General features: G+C 52.4%; 21 protein-coding genes, 1 pseudogene and 1 CRISPR repeat array. Of the genes and pseudogenes, 3 read left to right on the top strand and 19 right to left on the bottom strand.

Going from position 1 to position 25,578, the window contains the following annotated elements; genetic code table 11:
* Positions 1–62 precede the first annotated feature (62 nt).
* The 11 genes from HMPREF1141_RS06600 to HMPREF1141_RS06550 all read right to left on the bottom strand — a co-directional run bounded on the left by HMPREF1141_RS06600 (position 63) and on the right by HMPREF1141_RS06550 (position 14,868).
* Positions 63–1,142 (bottom strand): HAMP domain-containing sensor histidine kinase, encoded by a 1,080-nt coding sequence (locus HMPREF1141_RS06600; RefSeq protein WP_051044284.1) that lies wholly within the window; start codon positions 1,140–1,142, stop codon positions 63–65.
* Entirely contained in the window at positions 1,139–1,816 is a 678-nt protein-coding gene (locus HMPREF1141_RS06595) for a response regulator transcription factor (protein ID WP_009062288.1), read from the bottom strand. Before HMPREF1141_RS06595 ends, HMPREF1141_RS06600 begins: the two co-directional genes overlap by 4 nt.
* 181 nt (positions 1,817–1,997) lie before the next feature.
* Positions 1,998–4,511: direct repeats of the CRISPR family, unit length 33 nt; unit sequence ATTTCAATCCACGTCCCTCGCATGAGGGACGAC.
* A 160-nt stretch (positions 4,512–4,671) separates the two neighbouring features.
* The gene (gene cas2, locus HMPREF1141_RS06590) at positions 4,672–4,962 is read right to left on the bottom strand and encodes a CRISPR-associated endonuclease Cas2 (RefSeq protein ID WP_009062317.1); all 291 of its coding nucleotides are present in this window, start codon (positions 4,960–4,962) and stop codon (positions 4,672–4,674) included.
* A gap of 3 nt (positions 4,963–4,965) precedes the next feature.
* Positions 4,966–5,997 (bottom strand): type I-C CRISPR-associated endonuclease Cas1c, encoded by a 1,032-nt coding sequence (gene cas1c, locus HMPREF1141_RS06585; protein ID WP_009062338.1) that lies wholly within the window; start codon positions 5,995–5,997, stop codon positions 4,966–4,968.
* A complete protein-coding gene (gene cas4, locus HMPREF1141_RS06580) occupies positions 5,994–6,668 on the bottom strand; it encodes a CRISPR-associated protein Cas4 (protein ID WP_009062313.1) in 675 nt (224 codons plus the stop codon). Before cas4 ends, cas1c begins: the two co-directional genes overlap by 4 nt.
* Positions 6,665–7,525, bottom strand: coding sequence for a type I-C CRISPR-associated protein Cas7/Csd2 (gene cas7c / locus HMPREF1141_RS06575; RefSeq protein ID WP_035316679.1), 861 nt, complete (start codon positions 7,523–7,525; stop codon positions 6,665–6,667). The genes cas4 and cas7c overlap by 4 nt, the downstream gene beginning before the upstream one ends.
* Positions 7,525–9,393 (bottom strand): type I-C CRISPR-associated protein Cas8c/Csd1, encoded by a 1,869-nt coding sequence (gene cas8c, locus HMPREF1141_RS06570; RefSeq protein WP_009062363.1) that lies wholly within the window; start codon positions 9,391–9,393, stop codon positions 7,525–7,527. Before cas8c ends, cas7c begins: the two co-directional genes overlap by 1 nt.
* Complete coding sequence (gene cas5c / locus HMPREF1141_RS06565) at positions 9,394–10,125, bottom strand: type I-C CRISPR-associated protein Cas5c (protein WP_009062243.1); 732 nt, start codon at positions 10,123–10,125, stop codon at positions 9,394–9,396.
* Between the two features lie 13 nt (positions 10,126–10,138).
* Complete coding sequence (gene cas3, locus HMPREF1141_RS06560) at positions 10,139–12,550, bottom strand: CRISPR-associated helicase Cas3' (RefSeq protein WP_155863537.1); 2,412 nt, start codon at positions 12,548–12,550, stop codon at positions 10,139–10,141.
* A gap of 361 nt (positions 12,551–12,911) precedes the next feature.
* Positions 12,912–13,463 (bottom strand): manganese catalase family protein, encoded by a 552-nt coding sequence (locus HMPREF1141_RS06555; RefSeq protein WP_009062228.1) that lies wholly within the window; start codon positions 13,461–13,463, stop codon positions 12,912–12,914.
* On the bottom strand, positions 13,447–14,868 hold the full coding sequence (locus HMPREF1141_RS06550) for a recombinase family protein (RefSeq protein WP_009062343.1): 1,422 nt from the start codon (positions 14,866–14,868) through the stop codon (positions 13,447–13,449). The genes HMPREF1141_RS06555 and HMPREF1141_RS06550 overlap by 17 nt, the downstream gene beginning before the upstream one ends.
* Before the next feature lie 194 nt (positions 14,869–15,062).
* On the opposite strand from HMPREF1141_RS06550, the gene HMPREF1141_RS06545 reads away from it, so the two are divergent.
* Positions 15,063–15,305, top strand: coding sequence for a hypothetical protein (locus HMPREF1141_RS06545; RefSeq protein ID WP_009062294.1), 243 nt, complete (start codon positions 15,063–15,065; stop codon positions 15,303–15,305).
* A 76-nt stretch (positions 15,306–15,381) separates the two neighbouring features.
* On the opposite strand, the gene HMPREF1141_RS06540 is transcribed toward HMPREF1141_RS06545, so the two are convergent.
* On the bottom strand, positions 15,382–15,855 hold the full coding sequence (locus HMPREF1141_RS06540) for a TspO/MBR family protein (protein ID WP_009062372.1): 474 nt from the start codon (positions 15,853–15,855) through the stop codon (positions 15,382–15,384).
* 252 nt (positions 15,856–16,107) lie between these two features.
* Here HMPREF1141_RS06540 and HMPREF1141_RS06535 point away from each other — a divergent pair, with 252 nt between their 5' ends.
* Entirely contained in the window at positions 16,108–16,785 is a 678-nt protein-coding gene (locus tag HMPREF1141_RS06535; protein WP_009062322.1) for a peroxiredoxin, read from the top strand.
* 85 nt (positions 16,786–16,870) lie between these two features.
* Here HMPREF1141_RS06535 and HMPREF1141_RS06530 read toward each other — a convergent pair whose 3' ends face one another.
* The 4 genes and pseudogenes from HMPREF1141_RS06530 to HMPREF1141_RS17675 all read right to left on the bottom strand — a co-directional run bounded on the left by HMPREF1141_RS06530 (position 16,871) and on the right by HMPREF1141_RS17675 (position 18,915).
* On the bottom strand, positions 16,871–17,782 hold the full coding sequence (locus tag HMPREF1141_RS06530; protein ID WP_081487987.1) for an alpha/beta hydrolase: 912 nt from the start codon (positions 17,780–17,782) through the stop codon (positions 16,871–16,873).
* Between the two features lie 154 nt (positions 17,783–17,936).
* Positions 17,937–18,053: pseudogene (locus HMPREF1141_RS06525) on the bottom strand (manganese catalase family protein); the annotation flags it as partial.
* Positions 18,053–18,313, bottom strand: coding sequence for a spore coat protein CotJB (locus tag HMPREF1141_RS06520; protein ID WP_009062227.1), 261 nt, complete (start codon positions 18,311–18,313; stop codon positions 18,053–18,055). The gene HMPREF1141_RS06520 and the pseudogene HMPREF1141_RS06525, both read right to left, overlap by 1 nt.
* Positions 18,310–18,915, bottom strand: coding sequence for a spore coat associated protein CotJA (locus tag HMPREF1141_RS17675; RefSeq protein WP_009062361.1), 606 nt, complete (start codon positions 18,913–18,915; stop codon positions 18,310–18,312). Before HMPREF1141_RS17675 ends, HMPREF1141_RS06520 begins: the two co-directional genes overlap by 4 nt.
* Before the next feature lie 459 nt (positions 18,916–19,374).
* On the opposite strand from HMPREF1141_RS17675, the gene HMPREF1141_RS06505 reads away from it, so the two are divergent.
* Positions 19,375–20,604 (top strand): MFS transporter, encoded by a 1,230-nt coding sequence (locus tag HMPREF1141_RS06505; RefSeq protein ID WP_009062341.1) that lies wholly within the window; start codon positions 19,375–19,377, stop codon positions 20,602–20,604.
* Between the two features lie 162 nt (positions 20,605–20,766).
* Here the strand turns inward: HMPREF1141_RS06505 and HMPREF1141_RS06500 are convergent, their stop codons facing one another.
* The 3 genes from HMPREF1141_RS06500 to cls form a co-directional block, all read right to left on the bottom strand.
* Positions 20,767–21,543 carry a serine hydrolase gene (locus tag HMPREF1141_RS06500; RefSeq protein WP_009062324.1) on the bottom strand — a complete coding sequence of 259 codons (777 nt, stop codon included), beginning with the start codon at positions 21,541–21,543 and terminating at the stop codon, positions 20,767–20,769.
* A gap of 31 nt (positions 21,544–21,574) precedes the next feature.
* A complete protein-coding gene (locus tag HMPREF1141_RS06495) occupies positions 21,575–22,870 on the bottom strand; it encodes a Na+/H+ antiporter NhaC family protein (protein ID WP_035316686.1) in 1,296 nt (431 codons plus the stop codon).
* A gap of 777 nt (positions 22,871–23,647) precedes the next feature.
* Entirely contained in the window at positions 23,648–25,183 is a 1,536-nt protein-coding gene (cls, locus tag HMPREF1141_RS06490; RefSeq protein ID WP_009062354.1) for a cardiolipin synthase, read from the bottom strand.
* Between the last annotated feature and the right edge of the window lie 395 nt (positions 25,184–25,578).

Genomic DNA, 25,578 nt, shown 5'->3' with positions numbered 1-25,578 from the left:
TCTACAGTCATAAATTAAACGGAGGATAAATCGAACTTAAACGCAATGTAAACGAGACAATTTTATTTTTTCAAGGGCAGCGTTACGGTAAAGGTGCTCCCCTCGCCTATCTGGCTTTCCACTGTCACTGTGCCGCCGTGAAGCTCCACGATTTTTTTCACGAGCGACAATCCAAGTCCGCTGCCGCCCTGGGCACGGTCACGGGCTTTATCGGCTTTGTAGAAGCGCTCGAAAATGTGCATCTTGTCTTCCTCTGAAATGCCGGAGCCGGTGTCGGAGATTTGACAAACCACGCTCGCCCCGCCGTCTGTCAGCACGATATTGATTTCGCCCTGCTCGGGTGTAAATTTGATCGCGTTATGGATCAGGTTGATCCACACCTGTGTGAGCAGGCCCTCATCGCCGATGTAAGTGATTTTTCCGAGGGACAGAGAAAGATCGATGTTCTTTTCCGCCCACTGAGGTTCGAGCATCAGGACAGCGTTTTGAATCTGCTTATCGAGCGAAAACGATGTGATGGTAAGAGGCTGATCGTTGCTCTCGAGCGACGACAGCTTGAGGAGGTTGTCGCTGAGTTTGGAAAGACGCCCGGCTTCGGTTTCGATCACATCAATATAGTGTGCGCGCTGATCGGCAGTCAGTCTGTCGTTTTTCAGAAGCGCCGCAAACCCGCGGATTGAAGTCAGCGGAGACTGTATTTCGTGAGATACGTTCGAAATAAAATCCTGCCGCAGCTTTTCCATTGAACCGAGTTCCCGCGCCATTTTATTGACGCTTTCGGCAATCTCAGCGAGAGGATTGTGCTCATCCACCGGGATCAGCACGTTAAAATCCCCGTGCGCGATGCGGTTCAGGGCTTCAATGGTACTGTCCAAATATCTGTTCCGTTTATCCCAATGGCCGTCTTTGTGGTGCCGCCTTGTATGCACTGCCGCCAAAATTCTTGCTCCAAGCGAGAAAACGCACAGACCGAGCAGCCCCGTGATGATGTGCGTCCAAACTGCAGCGGGGCGGCCGGTAAAGCGATAAATCAATTCCGACAGCCCAAATCCCGCGGCAAAACAGACCGCCAATAGAAGGAACCCCAGCAGCGTGCCCCGAATCCATCTTGATCTGTATCTTCGATTGTCTTCCCGTCTCATTTTTGCACCTCTAACCGATAGCCAAGTCCGCGGACAGTTGTAATTTTAAACTGGTACCTCTCTGCGGGAAAACGCTCGCGCAGACGGTTGATATGCACGTCCAGGGTCCGCTCGTTTCCCTCGAAATCGTAGCCCCACACATCCTCGATGAGCTGCTCGCGCGTAAAGGTTTTTCCGGGGGAAGAACCCAGCTTGAAAAGCAGCTCAAATTCCTTCATGGGGATGTCGCTTTGCTCTCCGCTGCAGAACACGGAGTAACTGTTTTTATCCAGCGTCAGCGCGCCGATCTGGACAGTCTGCGAAGCGTCGATTTTATAGCGTCTGAGCAGCGCCTTGACGCGCAGGACAAGCTCTGCGCCTTCAAACGGTTTTGTCAGGTAATCGTCTGTTCCAAGCTCGAACCCTTTCACCTTCTGGCTGATCTCGCCCTTCGCCGTCAACATCAGGATCGGCAAATCCTCATAGTACCGGCGCGCATAACCGCAAAACTCGAAACCGTCCATTTCGGGCATCATCAAATCCAGCACACAGAGGTCGATTTTTGTTTCACTCAGCTTTTGCAGCGCTTCCCGCCCATTCCGGGCTTCCTGTACCGAGAAGCCCTCATTATGCAGTAAGGTGCTCACGAGCTCCCGTATATATGGATCATCATCAATGACTAAAATGGCGGCCATGAATGCGCCTCCTCTCCGGCTTTCTATTGCTTATAGTATACCAACAATGTAAACGCAGAGTAAACCGGGGCATTCCATCGACTTTAAAAATATTTACTTGAATCGGCCAGAGGAAGCACAGTGTAAAAACTTAATATGCGGGCGGGAAAACATCAAAAGTATCATTTGTCAGACTGGTCAGATTTTAATCTACGCCCCTCATACGAGGGGCGACCAACAATACCCGCAACGTCAACTCCGATGGCACGCTATTTCAATTCACGTCCCTCGTGTGAGGGACGACCTGGCAGCAACCGAGAAATATTACTATAAGCCTGAAATTTCAATCCACGTCCCTCGCATGAGGGACGACGGCACACGGGGCGCTTGAAGTGGTTGAGATACCACATTTCAATCCACGTCCCTCGCATGAGGGACGACCGATCTGGGCATCTTCCACCAGTGCACCACTCTATTTCAATCCACGTCCCTCGCATGAGGGACGACCCTTACGGCCCTACTATATCACAATCAGGGGGTATTTCAATCCACGTCCCTCGCATGAGGGACGACATTACCCTGATATAATCCTCACGGGTAACATAGAATTTCAATCCACGTCCCTCGCATGAGGGACGACCAAAGCATCCGGTGTAATATCAAAGCCATCGAGATTTCAATCCACGTCCCTCGCATGAGGGACGACAAAAACGGCCTCCAGCTCTCCGTTATATCCCAAATTTCAATCCACGTCCCTCGCATGAGGGACGACTCAACCTTACCGAACGACTTATCGACCGCATCAATTTCAATCCACGTCCCTCGCATGAGGGACGACACTTTGTTTGCAGCAGTGGGATCATTATCCCAAACATTTCAATCCACGTCCCTCGCATGAGGGACGACTGTGGATAGAGCATAAGCATCCCCGACCTTGAAGATTTCAATCCACGTCCCTCGCATGAGGGACGACCTCCTAAAAATCCTAAAAATAAAGATACGTCCGAATATTTCAATCCACGTCCCTCGCATGAGGGACGACTACTCCCGCTAATACTCCTACAAGTGCGCCTCCAATTTCAATCCACGTCCCTCGCATGAGGGACGACTGTAAGCGCGTAGGCCCTCTGGGGAAACCCCGATATTTCAATCCACGTCCCTCGCATGAGGGACGACTGTTTCTAGCGGTCTGTGCTGTTAGATATATCGATTTCAATCCACGTCCCTCGCATGAGGGACGACTACTGGATTCCAGAGGATGACTTTAACCCGCAGATTTCAATCCACGTCCCTCGCATGAGGGACGACGGAGAGGTTGGTTAGGGCGGGAGTGATAAGGCCAATTTCAATCCACGTCCCTCGCATGAGGGACGACGTGTGGGCTTCGTACTCTTGCTGCTGCTGAACTATTTCAATCCACGTCCCTCGCATGAGGGACGACTTTCCATGCGCGTTAATATCGGTAAGTTTTTCGTTATTTCAATCCACGTCCCTCGCATGAGGGACGACTGGCTTGCTTAGATCCAGCCCACAAAAAAGGATGATTTCAATCCACGTCCCTCGCATGAGGGACGACTTAAAGGACGGGAGCGTTATATCTGGCTTGAGGAATTTCAATCCACGTCCCTCGCATGAGGGACGACACTGCTGCACTGGTCGTTCCTACATTTGTAATAATTTCAATCCACGTCCCTCGCATGAGGGACGACCGAGCATGGTACTGCCCGGAATGTCGGGAAAAACGATTTCAATCCACGTCCCTCGCATGAGGGACGACCCCGCTCAATCTTCCTTGCGTAAATCATAAAGATATTTCAATCCACGTCCCTCGCATGAGGGACGACATTATGGATTCGTTATACCATTGCTTAATATAAATTTCAATCCACGTCCCTCGCATGAGGGACGACTGGTAAAGGCGGAGCTTTTGAGCCAGAGAATACCATTTCAATCCACGTCCCTCGCATGAGGGACGACACTTAACGTTTCTGTACTCGTCCAGCTTCTGCCGATTTCAATCCACGTCCCTCGCATGAGGGACGACGGCACACAGAAACTGGTCATATAAAAGACAAGACAATTTCAATCCACGTCCCTCGCATGAGGGACGACACTATGACAATGAAAATATTAGTAGCCTGCGAGATTTCAATCCACGTCCCTCGCATGAGGGACGACTGTGAGGGTGGAGAGGTTGCAAGACATTACAGAGATTTCAATCCACGTCCCTCGCATGAGGGACGACTCAATCTTTTCCTTGCTGGATTCGAGCGCTGTCCATTTCAATCCACGTCCCTCGCATGAGGGACGACCTATTTACAGCGGCAAGCACTGGTCTAAGCGCCGCATTTCAATCCACGTCCCTCGCATGAGGGACGACCCTTTGATCGAGGCTGGCAGCGGAAAACTCAGAATTTCAATCCACGTCCCTCGCATGAGGGACGACCCGAATTTCATACGATCGGGAAAGACACGTTTTTTATTTCAATCCACGTCCCTCGCATGAGGGACGACGCTTTAACTACAGCCTGCCAAGGACAAACTTAAATATTTCAATCCACGTCCCTCGCATGAGGGACGACTGCATAGCCTTTCGCTCGACAATCGGCATATACGGATTTCAATCCACGTCCCTCGCATGAGGGACGACTTGTCTATGAGTTTCGGTAATGGTAGGCTGATAATTTCAATCCACGTCCCTCGCATGAGGGACGACTGCAAAACAAACAAGTTCAACGGAACGATCTTGATTAAAGCTTAGTAATCATTCACATCAAAAAGAAAATAAATCGCAGATTAGCAAAGCTTCTCACTATAAATTGATCCAATTTCATGCGCGAATCCCCCGCGGATTTGATGTACGCTTGCGATTCGCGTTAAAATGTCATCAGATCTTCCGGGTTGTATGTTTGTTTCGCTCCGTAATGTTCAATACGGTTTTTATAATTGTTTCCCAGATGATAAATACGCAGGCTGTCTTTCTTTTCGTCCATAACAGTAAGCAACTGGCTTTTCACAATACATAATTCCGCAGGGGACAGAAGGCATTCGAACACAGAATTTTGCACGCGCTGCCCGTAATTCACGCAAATCTTTGCAACCTTGCGAAGCCGCTTGCTGCCTTTTGCATCCTCGGTATTCACATCGTAGGTAATCAGGACAAGCATCGTCTACCTCCAGACAAACGGTGGGTACTCATCGATATCGCCGCGGATATATTTGGCCAGCAGCATCGCCTGCACATACGGCAGCAATCCCCACTCTACCTTCTCCTGTAAAAACGGATGGACGATTTCTTCCTTCTTTTTCTGCTGCCACAGGGATAAAAACTTTTTTCGCCCGTCCTCCGTCAGCAGGATGCCGCCGCTTTCTTTTTCCACGAAATCCCTGCCGCAAATGCTCTTTTTGTTGATGCTGGTCAGCACGAAGCGGTCGGCAAAGGGGGCACGGAATTCTTCCAGCAAATCTAACGCAAGGGAACATCTGCCCGGCCTTTCGGTGTGATAGACACCGGCATACGCATCAAGTCCGACGGCCTCCAGCGCGCTGACACACATAGAGGTCAGCAGGCTATAAGAGAAAGAAAGCATTGCGTTGACATTGTCCATCGGTGGGCGGCGTGAGCGTCCCTGATAGAAAAAATCCTCTTTTTGCTGCAGAATCATCGCATCGAAAACAGAGAAATAAAGGCTGGCGCACTCCCCCTCCAGACCGCGGAGCGTATCGGCACCAGGGGCTCGGTAAGCATTCACCTTTCCGTTTTGAAGGGCCGCGCCGATCTGCGCAAATTTTTCGGTATCGATCCGCAGGGCATGGTCGCGCACGGCGCGGCTGAGAACCGCGCCGCAATTCGCGAGCTTTGCGGAGATGATATTCTTTGCGATGGCCAGTGAGCGCTCCGGATCGTCACAAACCCGGTACTGCTCGCGGCGCAGAAGGATGTTCCCATACGATTTCCCGGTCACCTTGGCCAGAAATCTTCCGCTCGGCTTTAGAAAGACGAGGGATTTATTCATCTCGGCACATTTGCCCATCAGCGCCGGGCTGGCGCCGACATACCCAAAGGCCATGATGCCGTCGATCATATGCAGCGGCAGACGGCCCAGGGTATTGCCGTCGCTTTGCACCACAACGTTTTCTCCATCCAGGGCAAGGTAGGCGTTTTCCGTTGTGATGTACATCGTATTCAAAAGCTTTTTCATTGGCCCGCCTCCTCGGTTCCAAGGGTTCTCTCCAGATATTCCTGAACGGATTTGATCCTGCACAGCTTCGGCAGACAAAGATTTTTCAGCGAGCAGGCATTGCAGCTTTTTGTCAATTTCCCCTTGGGCACATACCCGCGCTGAAAATAGCCGTGCATTTCGGCAAACATAGCCCGGACCCGCTCCTTACATTCTTCGGTGATTTCCACACGCTGCCTGCGTTTCGTTTTCCCATAGAAAATGGCTCCGGCGGGGATTTCGCAGCTAAGCATCTCTTCCAGACAAATGGCCTGCGCCGCCAGCTGAAGAATGTCGATGTCACCGTCTTTCGGCTCCCCGTGCTTATATTCCACCGGATAAACGGTGTAAATCCCGGTTCGGCCGTGCAGCGGGATTCCATTGGCAGACTGCCGGAACTCGACAATATCGCATTCGCCACTGGCGCCAAGGCTGCGGGAGAAAACCGGCATCCCGCGTGACAAAAAGACCTCTTTTCTGCTTTCGGAGGAATAGCTGTCGTGGCAGTTCGCGTGCAGCAAATCACCCTCAACCGTGCGAAGATTTTCTTCCCAAAGCTGCTCGATATGGATCAGCGCCCACTGACGGCGGCAGAACGCAAAATGCTGGATTCCCGACAGCATCAGGAAATCTTCTTCCTCGTATCCGGTCATATCCCGTCGATGATGTCCGGCGCAAGGCCGTCCAGAGGCAGGAGCGTGATCTCATAATCTTCCGCGCTCTTTGGGGAAGCGACCCCTTCCTTCAGCGAAACCTGCACCGAATCATGTACTTTTGCGGAGGAATACTGGCCGATCTTGTTGTTATGCTGCCACCAGTAAAGCCGAAGAACCTCCATGCTGCCGTCCGGCCTTGCAGAAGAGCTGTCGTTGATAAAGAGGGTGCGCAGACATTCCTTGATGGTGTCGGCGTCCTCCTGCGTAAATCCTGTTTTTTCCGCAAGCTGTACATTAATCGCGCCCTTGATTTGATACAGACCGAATTCCACCATATGCTTCGAACCCATGGTGTCGGAGCTTTTCTTGCCGTCGTCGGTCGGCTCGCTGTTCACGCTCTTGGTAATCTGCATGCTGTTGATATCCACCGGGGAAACGCTGACCGCCTGACGGATCGACACCGGGCCGCGAACGCCGACCGAAACGCTGTCCTTGTCCTTCTCTTTGCTCTTTTTATACGCGAACACCTGCCCGAACGCCCTGACGTCGAACCATTTGGCGCACGCCTGCGCGGCATAGTCCTCCTTTGAGGAATACGAGGTGATCGTCTGGCTGGCCCGCTCGCTCAGGCTGCCGTATCCGTCGTCACAGCGCTCATCCGATTGGACGAAAATGCTTTCTCCCATATCCTGCAGCCGATTGCGGATTTTTCGTTTGATGCAGACATCGGAGATTTCCCCGTTTCCGGTATAGGTGGTGCGCGGGCGGTTGCCGTTCAGCGGGTCGCCGTTGGGGTTTGCGTTTGTCACGGAAATGAGCGCCACAAAATCGATTTTGTTTTCAAGCACTTTCATCATTCTTCCTCCTTATCGTTGCCCTTGTCTTGATTCCTGGATTTTCTGAATTCTGCTCGCTGCAGATAATAGCCGATCAAATACAATTCGCCGAGAGGGCGGTTCAGCTGCTCCGGATTGGATTCCGAGATTTTTTCCGTGATCTCTGAAATCAAATCTTTATAGAAATATCTGGAGCCGGGGGTCATTCGCTGAAAATAGGGATTCAATTGATCCTCGAGTATTTGCCAGGTGCTCATGGGGTGGTTGACAAACGCGCTTTGTAAACGGATCGCGTTGGTATCGCGCGTTTCCCCCTGTGCGAACGTGCTGTGCTCCGCCTGCTCCAGCACGGCTAGCAAGCGCCCAAACAGATAGCTTCGGTCGGTGTTTTCATAATCAATCGCCATGTTGATACGCTCTCCTTTTTCTCTGTCAGAATAATATTTCACAACCAGCGCACAGGCTGTGGAAAGAATCCGCTCGCGGTTGCCGGTCGAATAAGCCTGTGGCGTCGACGCGCGGCGAACCGCCGCCTGCATGATATCCCGCGGCAGCGGCTGCCTGTCCAGCATACAGTGCAGAATCCGCTGCGACTGCTCCTTCATCAGCTTGTCGCCGGCTTCCAGAAAGGCCCCCTGCTCCGTACCGAACGCGCACCGTACAATCTGTTTGTTCGGCGGTGTCCGCACGGTGGTATAAGGCTTTTTGTCATTGGTAAAGCGCGTAAAGTACCAGCGGCAGGTGCCGTACCAATCGGCCAGCCGGTCGTAAAAATCAGAGCCCTTCAGTTCGTTGTAATAGGTGACCGAAAGGCGCCCGGTCGTCGCGGCGTCCAGACCAATAACCACAATTTCATCGTTGTTGTCCAGCTGATTGCGGTAGCCTTCTAAGGTTTGAAGCAGGCGCTTTTTGTATTCCGCTTCGGTATAGGCGCGCGGTTCGTCGTCGTCCTCAAGGCCGAGCGGGTCTTCCAAATCAACTACCTTTTTCCCGTTCGGGTTCCAGCAGATATAGGTGCGCTTGTCCTGCGTGCCCGCCGTCACTCCCTGCCGGGCAGCAAGCCAGGTCAGGGCACTGTGCGCTTTCTGGGTCGCCGCGTACCCGACCGTGCACGCCTGCGCGGAAGTGGAAAACCGCCCACGGTACGTAAAATTAGCGGTATCGTTCGCGGAAATCAGCTTTGCACCATAGTTGGCGGCCACGATCCCTTTCGGGTGATTGACAGAAATCGTGTCGGCTTCGCCGGTGACATAACAAAGATCCCGCTCCCCGGACTGGGAAGAAGCGTAATACTGAATGTAGCTGTGAAACAGCGATTCATCCTGCCATACAGCGTCCGGCTGGGTACCGATGACCCGGAACCGCACCAGCGCTTTTTCATAAACGCTGCCGCTCACTTTTTTATTCAAGAACTTCCCATCCTCCGCCTCCAAAAGCTTTGCCAGAATCAAATCACGCGTCATCCTCCGTTTTGCGGCGTACTCATAAATGGACCGCACTTTTGGGTGAGAAAAAGGAGATTCCGCCCAGTCTTTCAGCGCGGCAAGGTATTTTTCAAATTTTTCCTCCGCTTTTTTCGTCTCTTTGGGGGAAGAAAGATACTCGCTGAAATCCCCCGCGACATAAGAAAGCGTATCGCACAGCGCGTGCGGTGCAACGCCGCTGGAACGCGACGCGGAGCTTTCCGTTACCGGAATGATCGTTTTGGCGTTTTCCTTTTCCACCGTACAGGCGCCGCAAAATTCGCCGTCCGGATTCACCCATACTTCGATCTGCGCATTTGCCGTCATGTGAGCCACCAGAGAAAGCGGCACGCCCTCCGTCGCCTTCCCGGCCATTTGAGCGTTCGCTTCATAGGTCTGGTACAGTGTGTTCATCCATGCCATTCAAATCACCTCGGATTCTATCGACGCAAAATTGTTTTTCTCCGCCCCAAACGGCTTGATCTCCATTTCCCGAACCGGGCGGTGAAGGCATTCCTGCGGCGGAAGAAAATCGATGACCCCCTGCTTCATCACCGCGCGCCACAGCCGCACGGTCAGCATTCCTTTCGTTTCCTCGGAATACGCCTCGTCGGCATAGGTGATTCCATGGTACATCATTCCAAAATCGAGCTGCAGCGTATTGTCATAAAAGCCTGTCCCCGCGCCGAAGATACAGGGGCGCACATCGGCCTGGCATTCGCGCGTGCCCAAAAAAATATCACGCCGGCCGCCGCGCTCGATCATGCGCTTCGCGATGTTGTGGTGCTTGTTTTCGTTGCGGTCGCCTTGGAGCTCCGGTCGGTTTTCGTTCCAGATAAAATGTGCCCGCACCTGATAGCGGCAATCCTTTAAATAGGTATAATAGGACAGGTCGTTGCCGGTTTCATTGGGGCCGTGCTGGTACTTGATCGGCCGGATTCCCTTGGTCTCGGTCTGAATCTGGTTCATGACCCGCACGGAATCGATCACCCAAATCAGTGTTGGCTTCCAGAACACGCTTTGCAAAACGCCTTTCAGCGCCTCGTAGGTAGGCACTTGATAAGTGAATTTTTCGCCCCCCACGCGGGTGATGGGGTCGGAAAACAGGGCGTAATCCCCAAAGACTTCAAACTCGACGATGTTCTTATGCTGCACTCGAATTCCCTCCTTAATAAATAAAGTTCTCTATGATCAGGCCGGTTTTGTCATCGTAACACTGCTCATTTAAAACGGTGAAGCGGTCGTCATGCGTGGAAGACAGCATCCCGTAGTCGCTCAGCTTTTGAATTTGATATTGAAAAACCTGGATCGTGTAGGGCTTGGCCTTTTCGATACAGCGCTTCAGAAAAGCGAGGTCATAGGCCGACTGTTGAGAAAACAGATCCGCAATCAGCTCTTTGGCTTCCATGTTGTACGGCACAATGACGTCGGTCGTATTTTCATCAAACACCTGAAACAAGTTCCCGGCGGTTAGAAACGCCTGGTTCAAAAAATATTTGCCTTGAAACTCCGGCCGCTCAATATGGCGCAGGTTGACCGCAAGCAGATCAAACAAATCCTCGGTCGTACCGTCCGGCAGCCTTTGCGGGAATCCAAATTTGCCCTTGATGTCCGCATCCTGAAACAGGAACTGGTAATACTCCGCGACGCTTTCCCCGCTGAGCAGGTCGTGCGCATACCGATCGGGACTTTGGGCGAACCGGTGCAAAAGCTGCAGGGCGCACCGCTGCGCCGCCGCGATCTCCCGCAGCATCCCCAGTTTTTCGGCCTCCTGATTGAAATTGACGACGTAGACCGGGCGAATGCCGCCGAAATCGTTGCTGCGGTTGCAGCGGCCTGCGGCCTGCGCGATATTGTCCATCCCTGCCGCTGCGCGGATGACGCTTTCAAATGAAAAATCCACGCCCGCTTCCACAAGCTGAGTGGAGACACACACCATTTTTTCTCTGCTTTTTAAAGCGGCGTTGATTTTTTTCAGCGTATCGGTTCGGTGCGCCATGCACATGGAAGTGGAAAGGTGAAATACCCTGCAATCGTCGCAGCGATGCTCAAGCTCCCGATAGAGTCGAAGCGCGCTTTCCTTGGTATTGCAGATCAGCAGCAGGGACGACACGCGGCTGAGTACCTCTGCGGAAAAATCGGCCAGCTCCTCCACCGACATGCCGTAGGGAGAGGTTTTATTGATGATTTCGGTTCGTTTGAACACCTCAAAATCGTTCGGTTCATACGGCACGATCTCAACGGGGTCCGCATACTGCAGGGGAAAATCCGTCTGCTCAAAGCATGGGGTTGTCGCGGAGGACAACACGACCGTCGCGCCGCACCCATAGGCCAGAAAATTCAGAGCCATCGTAAACAGATTCATCGCTTTTTTCGGCAGCGACTGCACCTCGTCAATAACGATCACCGCCTGGGATAACGCACTCATGCGGCGCACGGCGCTTGTTTTGTCCAAGAACAGCGTATTCAAAAGCTGTACCAGTGTGGTAATCACGATGGGTGATTCCCAGGTATCGGTCAAAAGCTCGTACTGATCCAGCTTTTCCTCCGTATCGAACAGCTTTACGACATTGGAATGGTGTTCCGTCAGGCTGCTTTTGTCCTGTATGTAGTTTCGAATGACGGCGCTGTTCTGCTCTAAAATGCTCAGCAGCGGAATGACGAACAGAATGCGCTTTTTGTGAAACGCTTTCGCGTGATACAGCGTATAGCGCAGGGCCGACAGGGTTTTTCCGGCCCCTGTGGGCAAAGTCAGCCGGTAGATACCGCCGCCGTGCTGCTGCGCAAACATGCGGCACTGCTCTGAAAATCCGCTTCGCGCTGCGTTGATCGGCGTCTGCGCCCGAAGGCATGAATTTTTCTGTTCAAAATAGGCAATCTGCTCCGCCCAAAAGCGGTCGGAGCCACTGCGGTATTCCTGCAGCACTCCGGTCATGAATTCCGCCGTATCTCTGCGGTCGCCGTCGATCACCGCCGACAAAATCATGCGGGCCGCAAGTCCCATCAAGAAGCTGACCTGCGTCCGGTTTTTTCTAAAACGCGTGCGAAACGTTTCAAACAGCGCGGAAATCTCCTGCTGCGCCAATAAAAGCAACCTGTCTATTTCTTCGGCCGGCGCACACTCACTTAGGAAGGCGCTCACCGCTTCCTCATAGCCAATTTCCTTTGGGTCCTTCTCCAGCCGGTGTTCGAATCCGCTGGTGTTTTGGGGCGTGACGCAGTCGAACTGCCCGTGGTGCGCCCCGATGGCATACACAAGGATTTCACAGGTGACCGTACCCATCCCCTGCGGCCGGCCAACATGATACTTTTTCAGCAGATAAATACACCCGCAGAACGTATGGTTGACGCTGCCGCGAACCACCTCTTCCCCGGCGGACGCACGCGAGAGATATTCCTGATATTTTGCCGTGCATTTTCCCATGTCGTGCAGCAGGCCGGCCAGATAAGCCGTGTTCCACAGGCCGATCCCTTTCAGCTTTTCGGCGGCATAATCTGCCACATGGAAGGAATGCTCGGCCACAGTCTGCTCCAATCTTTCGCCATTGATTTCTGTGATATGGGCCAGATGAGATTTCATAGATTCCTTCCTTTCCATCCCGCATCCTGATTTCATCCGTTGAAAAGGGCGGACGAATGGCTGGTATGAAAACGCTCTCATTAAAATACCAAATATTTACATTAATGTTATTTTACTGCTCGGATTATCATAAATCAATTCAAAAAAGACAAATTATTTTATTTTTTACGTCTTTTATGATAAAAACAAAGTCAAAATCATTTGAAAAAGCTCTATTTACATACTGAAAAATCGAGCCAGATCAAACTTTCGTTCTGATCTGGTTTCTTCAAAACATACAAAACCCCATTCGACAGACCGGTCAAATCCTGTCTGGCGAATGGGGCTTTTGTGTTACGCGCGGGGTAATACGCCAACACCGTTATTTTTTGTCAAACGACGGGTTGAACGCATAGAAGTTCTTGCTGTCCAGATGATCGGTGGTGATTCGCAGGCCTTCACCGAAGCGCTGGTAATGAACGACTTCTCTCTGACGCAGGAATCGGATGGGATCAATGACATCGGGATCGTCGCAGAAGCGAAGGATGTTGTCGTAGGTAGTGCGGGCCTTTTGTTCTGCTGCCAAATCCTCATGCAAATCGGTAATCGGATCACCCTTTGACGCAAATGTCGACGCGGAATAAGGTACGCCGCTGGCGTCTACCGGGTAAATTCCCGTGGTGTGATCGACGAAATAGGAATCAAACCCGGCCTCCTTGATCTGCTCCGGAGTCAGGTTGCGGGTCAGCTGATAAACGATGGTGCCAACCATCTCGAGATGCCCAAGTTCTTCTGTTCCGATATCCGTTAAAATCGCTTTCAGCTCCGGATACGGCATGGTGTACCGCTGACTCAGGTAGCGAAGAGAAGCGCCGAGTTCCCCGTCGGGCCCGCCACACTGTAAAAACGTATCCTTTTTACTGGCGAAATACAATTTCGATTGTCCTGTTTCTTCGGTCAAACACAATATGATCGACGAATGAACGGAGCAGTTCATTTTTGATATCGGTTCCCGTTGCTTGATCCTGCAGAACGGCAAGAATACTCTGCCTGGAAAGCCCCGGCTCCTCCCTCTGATCCTCCCGCGCAGCGGTGAGCTCTTCCTGAATCTGCCGGATTTCGTTCTGAACGCTTTCTTTGTTCGCCCGGTATTCATCTAATGAATCGACACCCGAAGCATACGCTTCTTTTGCGCGCAAAAGCCTGTTCTGCTGGTATTTCAGCGCTTTTTCCGCCAATCCGCAAATATCCGTACACGCTGCCAAAGGCTGTGGGTGCAGCACAAAAGTATCGCTTTCCAACGCCTGCCGGATTCCGGCCAAAACCAAGGCGTTCAGCTTTGAGACGGAAATGCTGTGGGATACATTGCACCGGCCGTGATTATAATTGACACACTGCAGGCTGTCTTTGCCGAGCCTTGCAAGGGTGCCACCGCACGCGCCGCAGCGAACCAGCCCGCGCAGAAGGTACTCCCCATTCTGCGGCGGAGTCTTTCTCGAATATCTGGGATAGACCTTCTGGAACCGCTTTTTCTGCCTCTGCGCGAGATCCCAGGCCGCCTGATCGATAATCGGTTCATGCAGGCCCGGAAGAACATTTTCAGGACTGCCGCCGTCCTTCTGCCCGGCCCTGCCCGGCGTCCAACGAATTTTACCGAGATACACCGGGTTATTCAGCACATAATCCACCGTGCGGCCCGCCCAGGGATTTCCGCGGTTTGTCAGAACGCCCATCGCGTTGATTTTCCGGGCAATTTCCGTTGCCCCCATCCCAGACAGATAATCCGCAAATATCATACGTACGATCTCCGCCTGCTCCGGCCGGATCACATACCGCTTATCGATAATGTCGTACCCAAAGGATGGAATCGAAACCGGTTCGCCCCGGCCCGCCTTTTCGGTCATCCCGCGGGTGACCTCCTCCGCCAGATTGATGCTGTAATACTCATCCATTGCCTCGATGATCGCTTCCATCAGGATGGACATTTTATCGTCGCCGAGCGCTTCGGTAATGGAGATCACATCGATCCCCAGCTGTCTGCGCAGCATCGTCTTATACACGATGCTGTCCTGCCGGCTGCGTGCAAACCGGCTGAACTTCCAGAGCAGGATCGCTTCAAATGGCTTTGGCTTGCGCTTCGCGATCCCGATCATCCGATTGAACTGGGTGCGGTTTTTCGTTGTTTTTCCGCTGATTCCTTCGTCGGCAAACAGGTATTCATCCGGCACTGTCATTCCATTGCGCGCGGCATAATCGCGGATCAGCCGAATCTGGCTGTCTGGGCTGTATTCGGCCTGATCTTCTGTGGAAACCCGGATATAGGCCGCCGCGATTTTCATTCCAGCCTTCCCCCTTCCATCGGAAAATTCAATCCTTATCCTCTGAATCTGTATATGAACTCCCGCGAAAGATTATTCAGAATCAATAAAGCGCCGGTTTTGCCTTAGGCGCTCACTAGATCTTCCATACAACAGGCTGCCGCTGTCATAGGACAAAATTCCGCGCCCATATGCTTGGTGTGGGGGTGAGGCCGATGGCAAAAAGAGAAACATTTACGGTGGCAACAGCCATTCAGCTCGACGACGGGCGCGTGCTCCCCTGGGGCCGCACAGCCTTTGCGCTGACAAAAGAATCCGGCGAATACCGCTGCGAATGCCTGGAGCATACCTTTCACCTGGCACAAGAGGAACGCCAGGCCTATGAAAAGGCCCTGCTTGAGCGTGTGGGGGAACAGATGTCCCTGCGCCGTCCGTGCGGCAAACTGCCGCACGATTGATATTCCCGGACGAAACAAGGGGTACAGTAAAACACCGCATCCGTCAGCGGATGCGGTGAAAATGAAAATTGTATTCTTAATTTAAAAGCCAGACTCCACAACTGAGGTAAGCCGCAAATGTCACCCACAGCAAATATGGAATCTGCAAAAACGCGGCGGCTTTTTGGCAGCGATAAAACAGCCGGAGCATAATCAGAATCAGCACCCAGAGAAGAATCAGCCAAAGGAATGCCGCAAAGAAGGCTTGCAGATTAAAGAAAATCAGGGACCAGAAAAAGTTAACAAGTAGCTGGATAAGATATACCGCAATCGCCCGTCTTTTCCACTGGCACCCCGAGCAGTATACCAGATAGGCCGAAATACCCATCAGAAAATACAGAATTCCCCAGGCAATCGGGAAAACGGACGGCGGCGGTGACAGCGGCGGCAGATAGAGCTGTTCATACAGCGCGGAATTGTCCCTGGTCAACAGCCCGGCCAGCGCACCGGTTCCCATGCTGAGAACGATGCTCGCAATCAGCGCCTTCCATCGAATCGTAACACAATACATCTTCTCCCCTCCTGTTCTTCCAATCATTTCGTACCTAAAGACCCCAAACCTGTTTTCTTGCATGGATGGTGGGAATCCCCTGCGGCACTAGTGTATGCAATCATCCATCGGTTCTATGCAGGCGGGAGCTGGTGCGTTTCAAAAAAGCATCCCATTTTGATTCTCCCGAACTTTGTGACCTAGTTACGGAAGCTTTCTTTTTGTCCTGCTATACTCATACCAACATCAAAAATCAATAAAGGAGGAATCAAAATGGAAGAAATGCAAGTTACCAGAATGCCTTTGATCGGCGATAAGGCGCCTTCTTTCCAGGCTGTTACAACACAAGGAGAAATCCATTTCCCGGAAGATTACACAGGGAAATGGGTGATTCTCTTTTCGCACCCCGCGGATTTCACCCCCGTCTGCACGACGGAGTTTATGACCTTTGCCTCTATGGCGGAGGAGTTCAGAAGCCTGAATACCGAATTGGTCGGCTTATCCGTTGACTCCCTCTACGCACATATCGCATGGCTCAGAAAGATTCAGGAGCTGGAATGGAACGGCATGAAAAATGTTGAGGTCAAATTCCCGCTGATTGAAGATATCCGCATGGAGGTTGCAAACAAATACGGCATGATTCAGCCGGGGCAGTCCAACACGCAGGCGGTCAGAGCTGTTTTCATCATCGACCCGCAGGCGAAAATTCGCACGATATTGTATTATCCCCTTTCGACCGGCAGAAACTTTGACGAGATCAAACGGATTATCCTCGCGCTGCAAAAGGCGGATCAGGACAGCGTGGCAACCCCCGCGAACTGGCGCCCCGGCGACGATGTGATCGTACCGACGGCCGGCTCGTGCGGAACAGCTAAGGAGCGAATGGAAAGCCAGAACGAAGACCAGTATTGTTTGGATTGGTTTATGTGCTTCCGGCGTGAAAATAAATAACCAGCAGTTTCATCTCCCCCTCTTCCTGTAGAAAAAGCGCCTGCAATGCAGGCGCTTTTTCTTTGTGGGAACAAAATTCCTGAAATCAGCCGGAGCGCGAATTGCCCGGGGCCGGATACGAATTGCTCCCGATCCACTTTTTAGACAGATCCCCTTTGTCCACCGAACCTTCTATCAGCGGAGTATCGTTCTGTGTAAAGGCGATCAGCTCGCGGTTAAATTTGTCCATTTGATCGTAGAACAGGAAATGACCGCACTGCTGAAACGAAACCAGCTTTGAATTTTTGATCCCCTTGTTCTGCGCCACCGCCAGCGGATACAAACAAACCCGATCGTTCAACCCGTGCAGAATCAGCGTGGGAACATTGACCTTTGCCATATCGTCGAACAGCACCTCGTTCAGCCAGGTGTTCGCAATCGCGGCGGTTGACCAGCTGGCCGCCTGCAGCCCCAGCTGGAAGATCCAGTCCTGAATCGGTTTGCCGACACAGTGGAAAAAGATCATGTTGCCAAAGCCCACAAGCATCTTGGGGCGGTCGGTATATGTTCCCTGAATAATATCCAGAATCGCCTTCCTCTGCAGCCCATACGGAAAGTTCGGGCGCTGAATCAGGCTGGGGGCCGCCGCCGCAAACAGCGCCAGCTTCGATACCCCGTGGCCGTTATGTCTTGCCATATAGCGCAGGCAGATCGCTCCGCCCGTAGAATGGCCGGCAAGTGTGATGTTCCTTAGCTGCAGTGCATCGATCACAGCGCGTATGTCGTCGGCCAGGCGGTTGTAATCGTAGCCGCTCCACGGCTTATCGGAAAGCCCGAAGCCGCGGCAGTCGATCGCAATGCACCGGTACCCAAGCCTTGGAAGCTGGTTGAACTGATATTCGAACAAATTGTGGTTCCCCGGCCACCCGTGAACAAAGAGAATGGTTTTATCCCCGCCCGGATTTAAATCCTCGACGAAGATTTTGACGTTCGATTCTACCGTTACATAATAACCCACATTGTCATCTCCCTCCGAAACAATACCAGAATATTCTTTTAAAGACATTTTGGTGACTACTGTGAAAGGATATTGTCAAAGGAATCAAAAAAGCTCTCTATATTTTCCCTTCAGGTGGAACCGGAAAAACCATCTAAAGCAAAACCACCGGACGATTTGATACCCTTTTGCCATGTGGCCCGCCATACTGTGTCATAATGATCTTGGCCAGAGCGGGGTTGGGGTTTTTAATCTTGATCGGGTACTGTAATCTTTTTTCATAGACCCACATTAGTTGTTAACCTCCTCTTCAATTTCCCATGGCCAGGGGCCAGTGATCCAGGCCCATCGGCTGGTCTGGTTGCTGGTTTCTCCCATCGGGCCGTAGGCGTCTTCGTAATTTTTGGTCAGTTCATCGATCTTCTTGCGGGTGTCTTCCAGTTTCTTTGCCGCCTCGCAGTTGTTGGGGTGTGTGTCCAAAAAAATGTGAAGCTCCCACGCCATGAATCGATACGCATTGATTTGGCGCATCAGTCTTTCCTGATCTGTCATTTCAGAACACCCCTTTTCCCTGTAAAGGGTTTATCCAGATCCGGGAAAATCGTGCCCTGATCAAATCCCTTTTCAGCCGAATACGTTGCGTCGAATTGCTGGAACGGTATATATGCCATGGCGACCACTGTCTGGGCCGGCAGCGGTGAAACCGCAACGGTCAGTTCGCAGCTCTGCATGCTCTGTATACTCTGCACACTCTGCATACTCTGCGCATTCTGCATGCTTTGTGCGTTCGGCATGCTCTGCGCATTCTGCGCGCCCTGCACATTCGGCATGCTCTGCGCATTCTGCGCGCCCTGCACATTCGGCACGCTCTGCGCATTCTGCGCGCCCTGCACATTCGGCATGCTCTGCGCGTTCTGCGCACTCTGCACATTCGGCATGCTCTGCGCATTTTGCGCACTCTGCACATTCGGTGTGCTCTGCGCGTTTTGTGCACTCTGCACATTTGGCATGCTCTGTGCATTCTGCGCACTCTGCGTCTCCCACGCGTTCTGCGTACTTTGCGCGTTCTGCGTCCCCTGCGCGCTCTGCGTACTCTGCATATTTTGCAGGTTTTGCATATACTGCAGGTACTGCAGATTCTGGTTATCTGTCATTCTTCTCGTGTTCCCCTTTCTCATAATCTAAAGCTTATCCCATAACAGAATATGCCGGCAGAATATTCCGAGTGCCTGTTCTCTTTTAAAAATCAAGCGGAAGCCCATTCCGCCGCCAAAATCAGCGCACAGCAGAGGCTTTTCAGAACAAATCGCCGGGCAGCGATTTGGCATCTTGCCTGCAATTTAGATTCATAGTATAATTTGATACGACTCTTCTTAGAAAGGAGGCTGCGCGTCATGAGATATCTTTCGGGAATGAACCGGGGTTTCTTTCGGATTGGCCCAGCAAAATATTTTCGCTGGAGAAAGCAGGGGCCTGCTTTGTTCCACGTTACTTCGGAGAAATCGCGGGAATGCCGCTGATCCCCGTCTGCCGTCAACCTATGCCAGCGGATTTTCATCCGGCTGACCTTCCGTGTTTTTCTCCCTGAATTTTTAGAGAGGAAACCTTTTTTTATGAATCAAATCACAACTGAATCCGCCGCCTGGAAAAAGCAGGTCGGCTGGTTTTTGCTGAGCCAAAACATCTCGTTGTTCGGTTCCTCCGTCGTGGGCTTCGCCATCATCTGGCACATTACCCTGACGACTTCCTCCGGCGTATGGATTATGCTTTCGACCATCTGCTCGATTCTGCCGCAGGTGCTGGTTTCGCTGATCGGCGGCGTTTGGGCCGACCGGTATAACCGCAAATACCTGATTATGCTGTCGGACGGCTTTATCGCCACGGCGACGCTCGGCCTGGCCATAGCGTTTCTGCTTGGATTCCAGAGGCTGGAGCTGCTGCTGGTCGTTTCGGCTGTGCGCTCAATCGGCGCGGGAATCCAGACCCCGGCCGTGGGGGCGATCTACCCGCAGCTGGTGCCGCAGGAATCGCTGACCAAGGTGCAGGGAATCAACCAGACCCTGAACTCCGTTCTGCTGCTGCTTTCGCCTGCCGTCGGCGGCGTTATTTTAGGCTGGGTGGGAATTGTCGGCGCCTTTTTTGTGGATGTTGCAACCGCCGCGCTCGCGATTTTCGTCATGAGCCGGATCACCGTAGAACGCATCCGCTCCGAAAAAGAATCCGATTCCATGTGGGCGGAGCTGAAAACCGGCATCAACTACACATTCCGCCACCCGCAGCTGCGGAATCTGATTTTATGCTACATGGCCTCTTTCTTCCTGATCACCCCCGCCGCCGTGCTTTCTCCCCTGCTGGTGGAACGCACCTTCGGCAGTGAAATCTGGAAGCTGACCGCAAACGAAATGGTATGGACGGTCGGCTCGCTGGTAGGCGGTATTTTCGTGGCGACGAAAGGGGAATTCCGCAACAAGGTAAAAACCGTTTCCCTTTGCCTTGCGGCATTCGGCGTGTTTTTCGCGCTGATGGGAGTTGCCTGGAATTTTGTCTCTTACCTGATTTTCGTGGGAATCTCCGGCTTCTTTCTGCCGCCGCTTTCCACCGCGCAGACCGTGCACATTCAGGAGATCACCGAGCCGGAGGTACTGGGCCGCGTCTTTTCCATTGTGCAGCTGATCACCGCAAGCGCCATGCCGGTGGCGATTCTGCTGTTCGGCCCGCTGGCCGACGTCGTCAGCGTCGAGTCGATCCTGCTGGTGACCGGCGTACTGCTAGTTCTGGTCGGAATACTGTATGGCAGAACGGCATCTGCCAACAGCTCTGTCGATCATCAGACCGAAGGCTGACGCAAAAAAGGCTCCCGGTTGATCTTCGGGGGTAAAGACGCCACCGGCTGTATGGTTTTTTGGTTTTCAATCCGAATGGAAAACCGCAGTGCCGCAGAAAAAACAGAATCATTTCATTTTAAAACAGCGAAGGGCATCCTGAATCAGGATGCCCTTCGCTGTTTATTCTTTTTGCAGCATTTCTTCATAAACCATCCGGGAAACGGTACCGATCACCTCGCGCCCATCCTTGTTGGTCGGGTTATCCCTGGTCAGCACCACGATCAGATATGGCCGTTTCGGCAGCAGAATGATTCCCGCGTCATGCTCCAGAAAATCCAGATCGCCGCATTTGTGCGCGATTTCCACTTCCTCCGGCAGATACAGCTGCAATCGGCCTGACTGCTGCTGCCGCCGCAGGATGTCGAGCATCAGGCGGCTGGAGGGAACGTCAACGCATTTCTGCTCATAAATCAGCTCCAGAATATGCGCGATATCGTCCGCACAGGTGTAATTGTCCTTCCCCTGCTTTCGGGCTTCGGAATCCATCATCCTCCGGCCAAGCACCGTTCTGCTCAGGCGCAGCCTGCCAGCCATTTCGTTGATGGCGTCCATCCCCAGCAGCTGGATCAGGATATTTGTCGCCGTATTGTCGCTGACAATAATCATGAGTGTTAAAATCTCCCGCAGGGAAAACCGATGCCCCGCGCTGAGCTCCTTTAAAATGCCGTCGCCGCCGGTACGCATTTCTTCCGTCAGAACGACCGGGTCTTCCAGCGACAGCCTGCCGGTTTTCACCTGATCCAGAAGACAGGCCATAATCACCAGCTTAATGGTGCTGGCCGACGGGAAAACGGCCTTTTCATTGAAGCAGAACGTTTCTCCGTCCGTCAGGTCTTTGATGAAGACCGCCTGCTCCCCGGGCTGCAGATTCAGATACTCGCGTATCTTTTCTTCCATAAAAAAGACTTCCTTTCGCTCTATTCCGCCGTCAGCCGAAGAAGGCGCGGATAATCACGTAGATCACGCACGCGATCGCGACCGTAATACCGAATTTCACCATGTTTTTCATGTCTTTGGAGCGCGCCAGACCCATCTGCCCCAGCATATCCGCTTCCGGATAAGCGAACGAGGTGATCTGGGAGGATACCAGCAGAATCGTGCCCCACAGCGTGGCGGAAATACTCAAATCCTTGACTAACGGCCCGAACATGCTGTCGAGCAACACGGATTCCGCCGTCGCGGCGCCGCCGATGCCGAATACGCCGGTCAGCGTGGTCACCGCAGTAAAGCTGAGCGCGCTGTTGGACTTGAACATCGGGGACATCAAATCGACCAGAGCGTCGAAAGCGCCCGCGTTCGTAATGAAATCGATAAACGGAGTGAACAAAACGAACATCAGGAACAGCCACATCAACTTCGCGGCGCCGCTGATAATTTCGTCAAACACTTTGTTCAGCGACAAACCGCCCGCAATACCGGTCAGAACCGCTGTTACGGAAATTACCATAATCGCGTAGGAGGAGCCCTTCTGCAGGAAAATGCCGTACCCGATCAGAATCGCCATACAGATAAAAAACACCGTGGTAGCGCGGCGGGATTCCTTCGTCGCCACGTATTCGTCGCTGACCTCTTCCACATCGGTATACGCGTAAACGCCCTTGGTTTTCTTCTGGATGCGCAGAGCCATAAAATATGTAATGACCCAACAGATAGCTGCCACCGGCAGGCCTACGCCCAGCACATAGGTGCTGTAGCTCACGTGGGTCAGTTCCATAATCGTGACCACCTGCGGAGAATACGGCCCGATGAACAGGCCGGTCATGCCCGCGCCCATCAGCACTGCCGCCATGGTGGAGGGGGTCAGGCCGATCATGGCGACCATCGGGATAATCATGGGAGCGATGATTGCGTTGGCGCCCGCCAGGGTGCCCAGCAGAGCAACGAGGACGATCGAGGTGGCCATCGTGGCCAGAATCGCCTTTTTTTCGGTATTGACGCCGATTTTCTTGGTAAACGCGTAAATGATGAACTCGGCGACTCCCGTCGCCCGCAGAATAGCGCCCAGGCCCGAACCCAGCATGATGATAAACCCGATCATGCCAAGGAAGGAACCAAGCGATTCCGCCAGGACCCCGCCCATATCGGCAAAGGACTGCTTTGTCATAATGGCGGCGATCACCACACAGATGACAACGTTTAATACGGGATGAATGTCGCGAAACGCCAGAACAATGTACAGCACCAACGGAATCAGTGCAAACAGCGGAGAAATGCCAAAAATCATTTCAATACTCCCTTTCCGGATCAATTTCAGCTTTTGGCTCTGCATATTGCAGACAGGTTGTTCCTACAGGCAAACCGCTAACCTATGCTCCGCGGCGATCAGCCGCGGCTTTCCCATGCCGGAATTTCCCCTCCCTTCTTTCCGGGCTTCTGCCGCCCGTTTTTCCCGTGCCGGACCTGGCCTTAGCTGCACCAGAAGGCGGCCATTTTTTCGCCTTTCTCCGCCGGCTGTTTCTTTTTACCAAACGCCGTCTGTACCATGCCTTTTTTATGTCGCTCTTTTTTGATAAAAAAAAACAGAACCCCTTTTGGCGTGGTGCCAACGGGATCCCGTCTTCGAGGTAAGGCGCTTGATTCGCCTCACACAAAAAACAAAACCGTTCTGGTAAATATTAGCAAAGTTCGTACTATATGTCAACATTCTATGAACAAAAATAAATTTTTATGATTTTTCGTGAAGTTTTTGTATTGTCCATTTACTTTTCAATGCCCTGTGCAGGCACAGCGATTTTTCCCCTCGACTGCGGGGAGGGAAGAAATTAATCCTTTTTTTAAAGTGCTATCGCTATGCTCGAATGCAATCGGCAGATTTCGTTCCGCGGGCGAGGACGAACACAAAAAGCCCTTATTTGACCCCTCGGTCGTTTTCAGCTAAGGGACAAAACAAGGCGCTTACATACGAAAAGTGTCCACGAGCCGGTGAGAATAAAAAAGAGGTCTCTCCCTCGCCTAAGGCGGAGGAGAGACCTCTTTTCACCTGTTTTATGAAGGATTCCTATCACATTAAGGGAGCGAACAGATTCAGGACGCTGTTGAGCGCGCGCACATACCATCTGCTGCTGCGGCACTCGGCATGCACCACCTGCCTGCACTGTAAAAGGGACATCAGGTATTCATCCCGCATGCTGCCGATGGCCGGACACCGGAACAGCCAGGCACCGCACTCAAAGTGCATGTAAAAGCTGCGGTAATCGAAATTGATCGTCCCCACAATTCCGTATTCATCATCACAGACAACCGTTTTCGCATGGTTGAAGCCCGGAATAAACTCGTAGATTTTCACTCCGTTTCTCACCAGCACCTCATAGTTGGCGCGGGTGACCATGTAAACCAGCTTTTTGTCCGGTATATGTGGCGTGATGATGCGCACATCCACTCCACTTTTGGCTGCGTTGCACAGCGCCGTCAGGACTTCATTATCCGGGATCAGATACGGCGTATTGATATATACATATTGTTTTGCACGGCTGATCAGGTTCAGGTATACATTGCGCCCTACCGGCTCCCAATCCAGCGGATTGTCGCTGTACGGCAGAACATAGCCGCCCTCCTGCGGTTCGTCCGGCTCCTGCACGACACGGAATTTTTCGTAATCCTCCGTGATTTTTCGCTCGAACCCCCACAGGGACAGAAACATCACCGTGAAGTTCCACACCGCATCCCCGCGGATCATCATGGCGGCGTCTTTCCATTTACCAAAGCGCGGAGAAAGATTGATATATTCATCCGCAAGGTTTACGCCGCCGGTAAAGGCCACCTTGCCGTCGATCACCACGATTTTGCGGTGGTCGCGGTTGTTCATCAGGGTAGAAAGGAACGGCACAAAGCTGTTGAACACGCTGCATTGAATTCCCATTTTCTCAAGGCGGCGGCTATATTTGAACGGGAGCGTGAACAGGCAGCCCATGTCGTCGTACATCACGCGCACCTCCACTCCCTGCCGCGCTTTCTGCGCAAGGATATCCAGAACGGTATCCCACATCACACCCTCGCGGATAATGAAATACTCCAGAAAGATGAAACGCTCCGCTTTTTTCAGCTCTTCCACCAGCGAGCGGAATTTTGATTCGCCGTTCGGGAAATAAACCGCGGAGCCGTTCCGGCAGGCCGGGCAGTTGGAATACCGCTGCAGATACCGCACCTGCGCACCCGCATCCGGATTCTGTTCCGTGATTTCCTCCAGAATTTCGGGGTCCGGCTTTAAAAACGCGCGGAAGCTTTGATTTTCCAGCGAAACGCTGCGGCGGATCATGCGGTTGTGGCGGCTGCGCCCGAACATGAGATAAAACAGCCCGCCAAAAATGGGGAACAGCAGAATCGCTACGATCCAGGCCAGCTTATACGTTGGATTCAGCTCGCTGTTGTTCAAAATCCACAGCGTTACCACAATGCTGATGACGTAGCAGACGCCGTAAAACCACACATAATAATTGCTGAACTGCGTGATCATCAGTACCAGTACCGCAACCTGTACCAGAATGGCCAGAGCGATCATGGAGGTGCGGCTGAGCAGACTTTTCAGTACTTTCTTCATACGGTCCTTCCTTTGCAGAGAACAGGTTTGAGTGGGAACTTTCTTGTCAAACGGGTGGGGATACGCTATAATAAAACCCTACGGCAGGCTGGGACAGGTCCTTTCAGAGTACTCTCGCGGGTTGCAGTAAGGCCGCCTGATGACGGCCTTTGATTTGTCGATTTGCAGTTCTTGTGTTGGCAGACAGGTCACTCCAGTCTAAGGCGCAAGTTTCTGCTCCAGCAGAAATGCGGCGAAGCCGCATCCAAAAACTGCGAGCCGACGAGAGCGCTCTGAAAATGCCCGCCGACAGACGAGACTGTTAAGCTTATTTCCAGATGGAACTCGGAGAGTGGGCATTTTCATTGGAGCGCCTTTTCAGTAGCTGTCGTTTGCACTTACAGGAACTGTTCCCC

The organism is Clostridium sp. MSTE9 (assembly GCF_000277625.1).
GTDB classification, from domain to species: Bacteria; Bacillota; Clostridia; order Oscillospirales; family Acutalibacteraceae; genus Faecalispora; species Faecalispora jeddahensis.
Note: the sequence above shows the minus strand (reverse complement) of the source record. Positions and strands in the feature narration are given on the sequence as shown.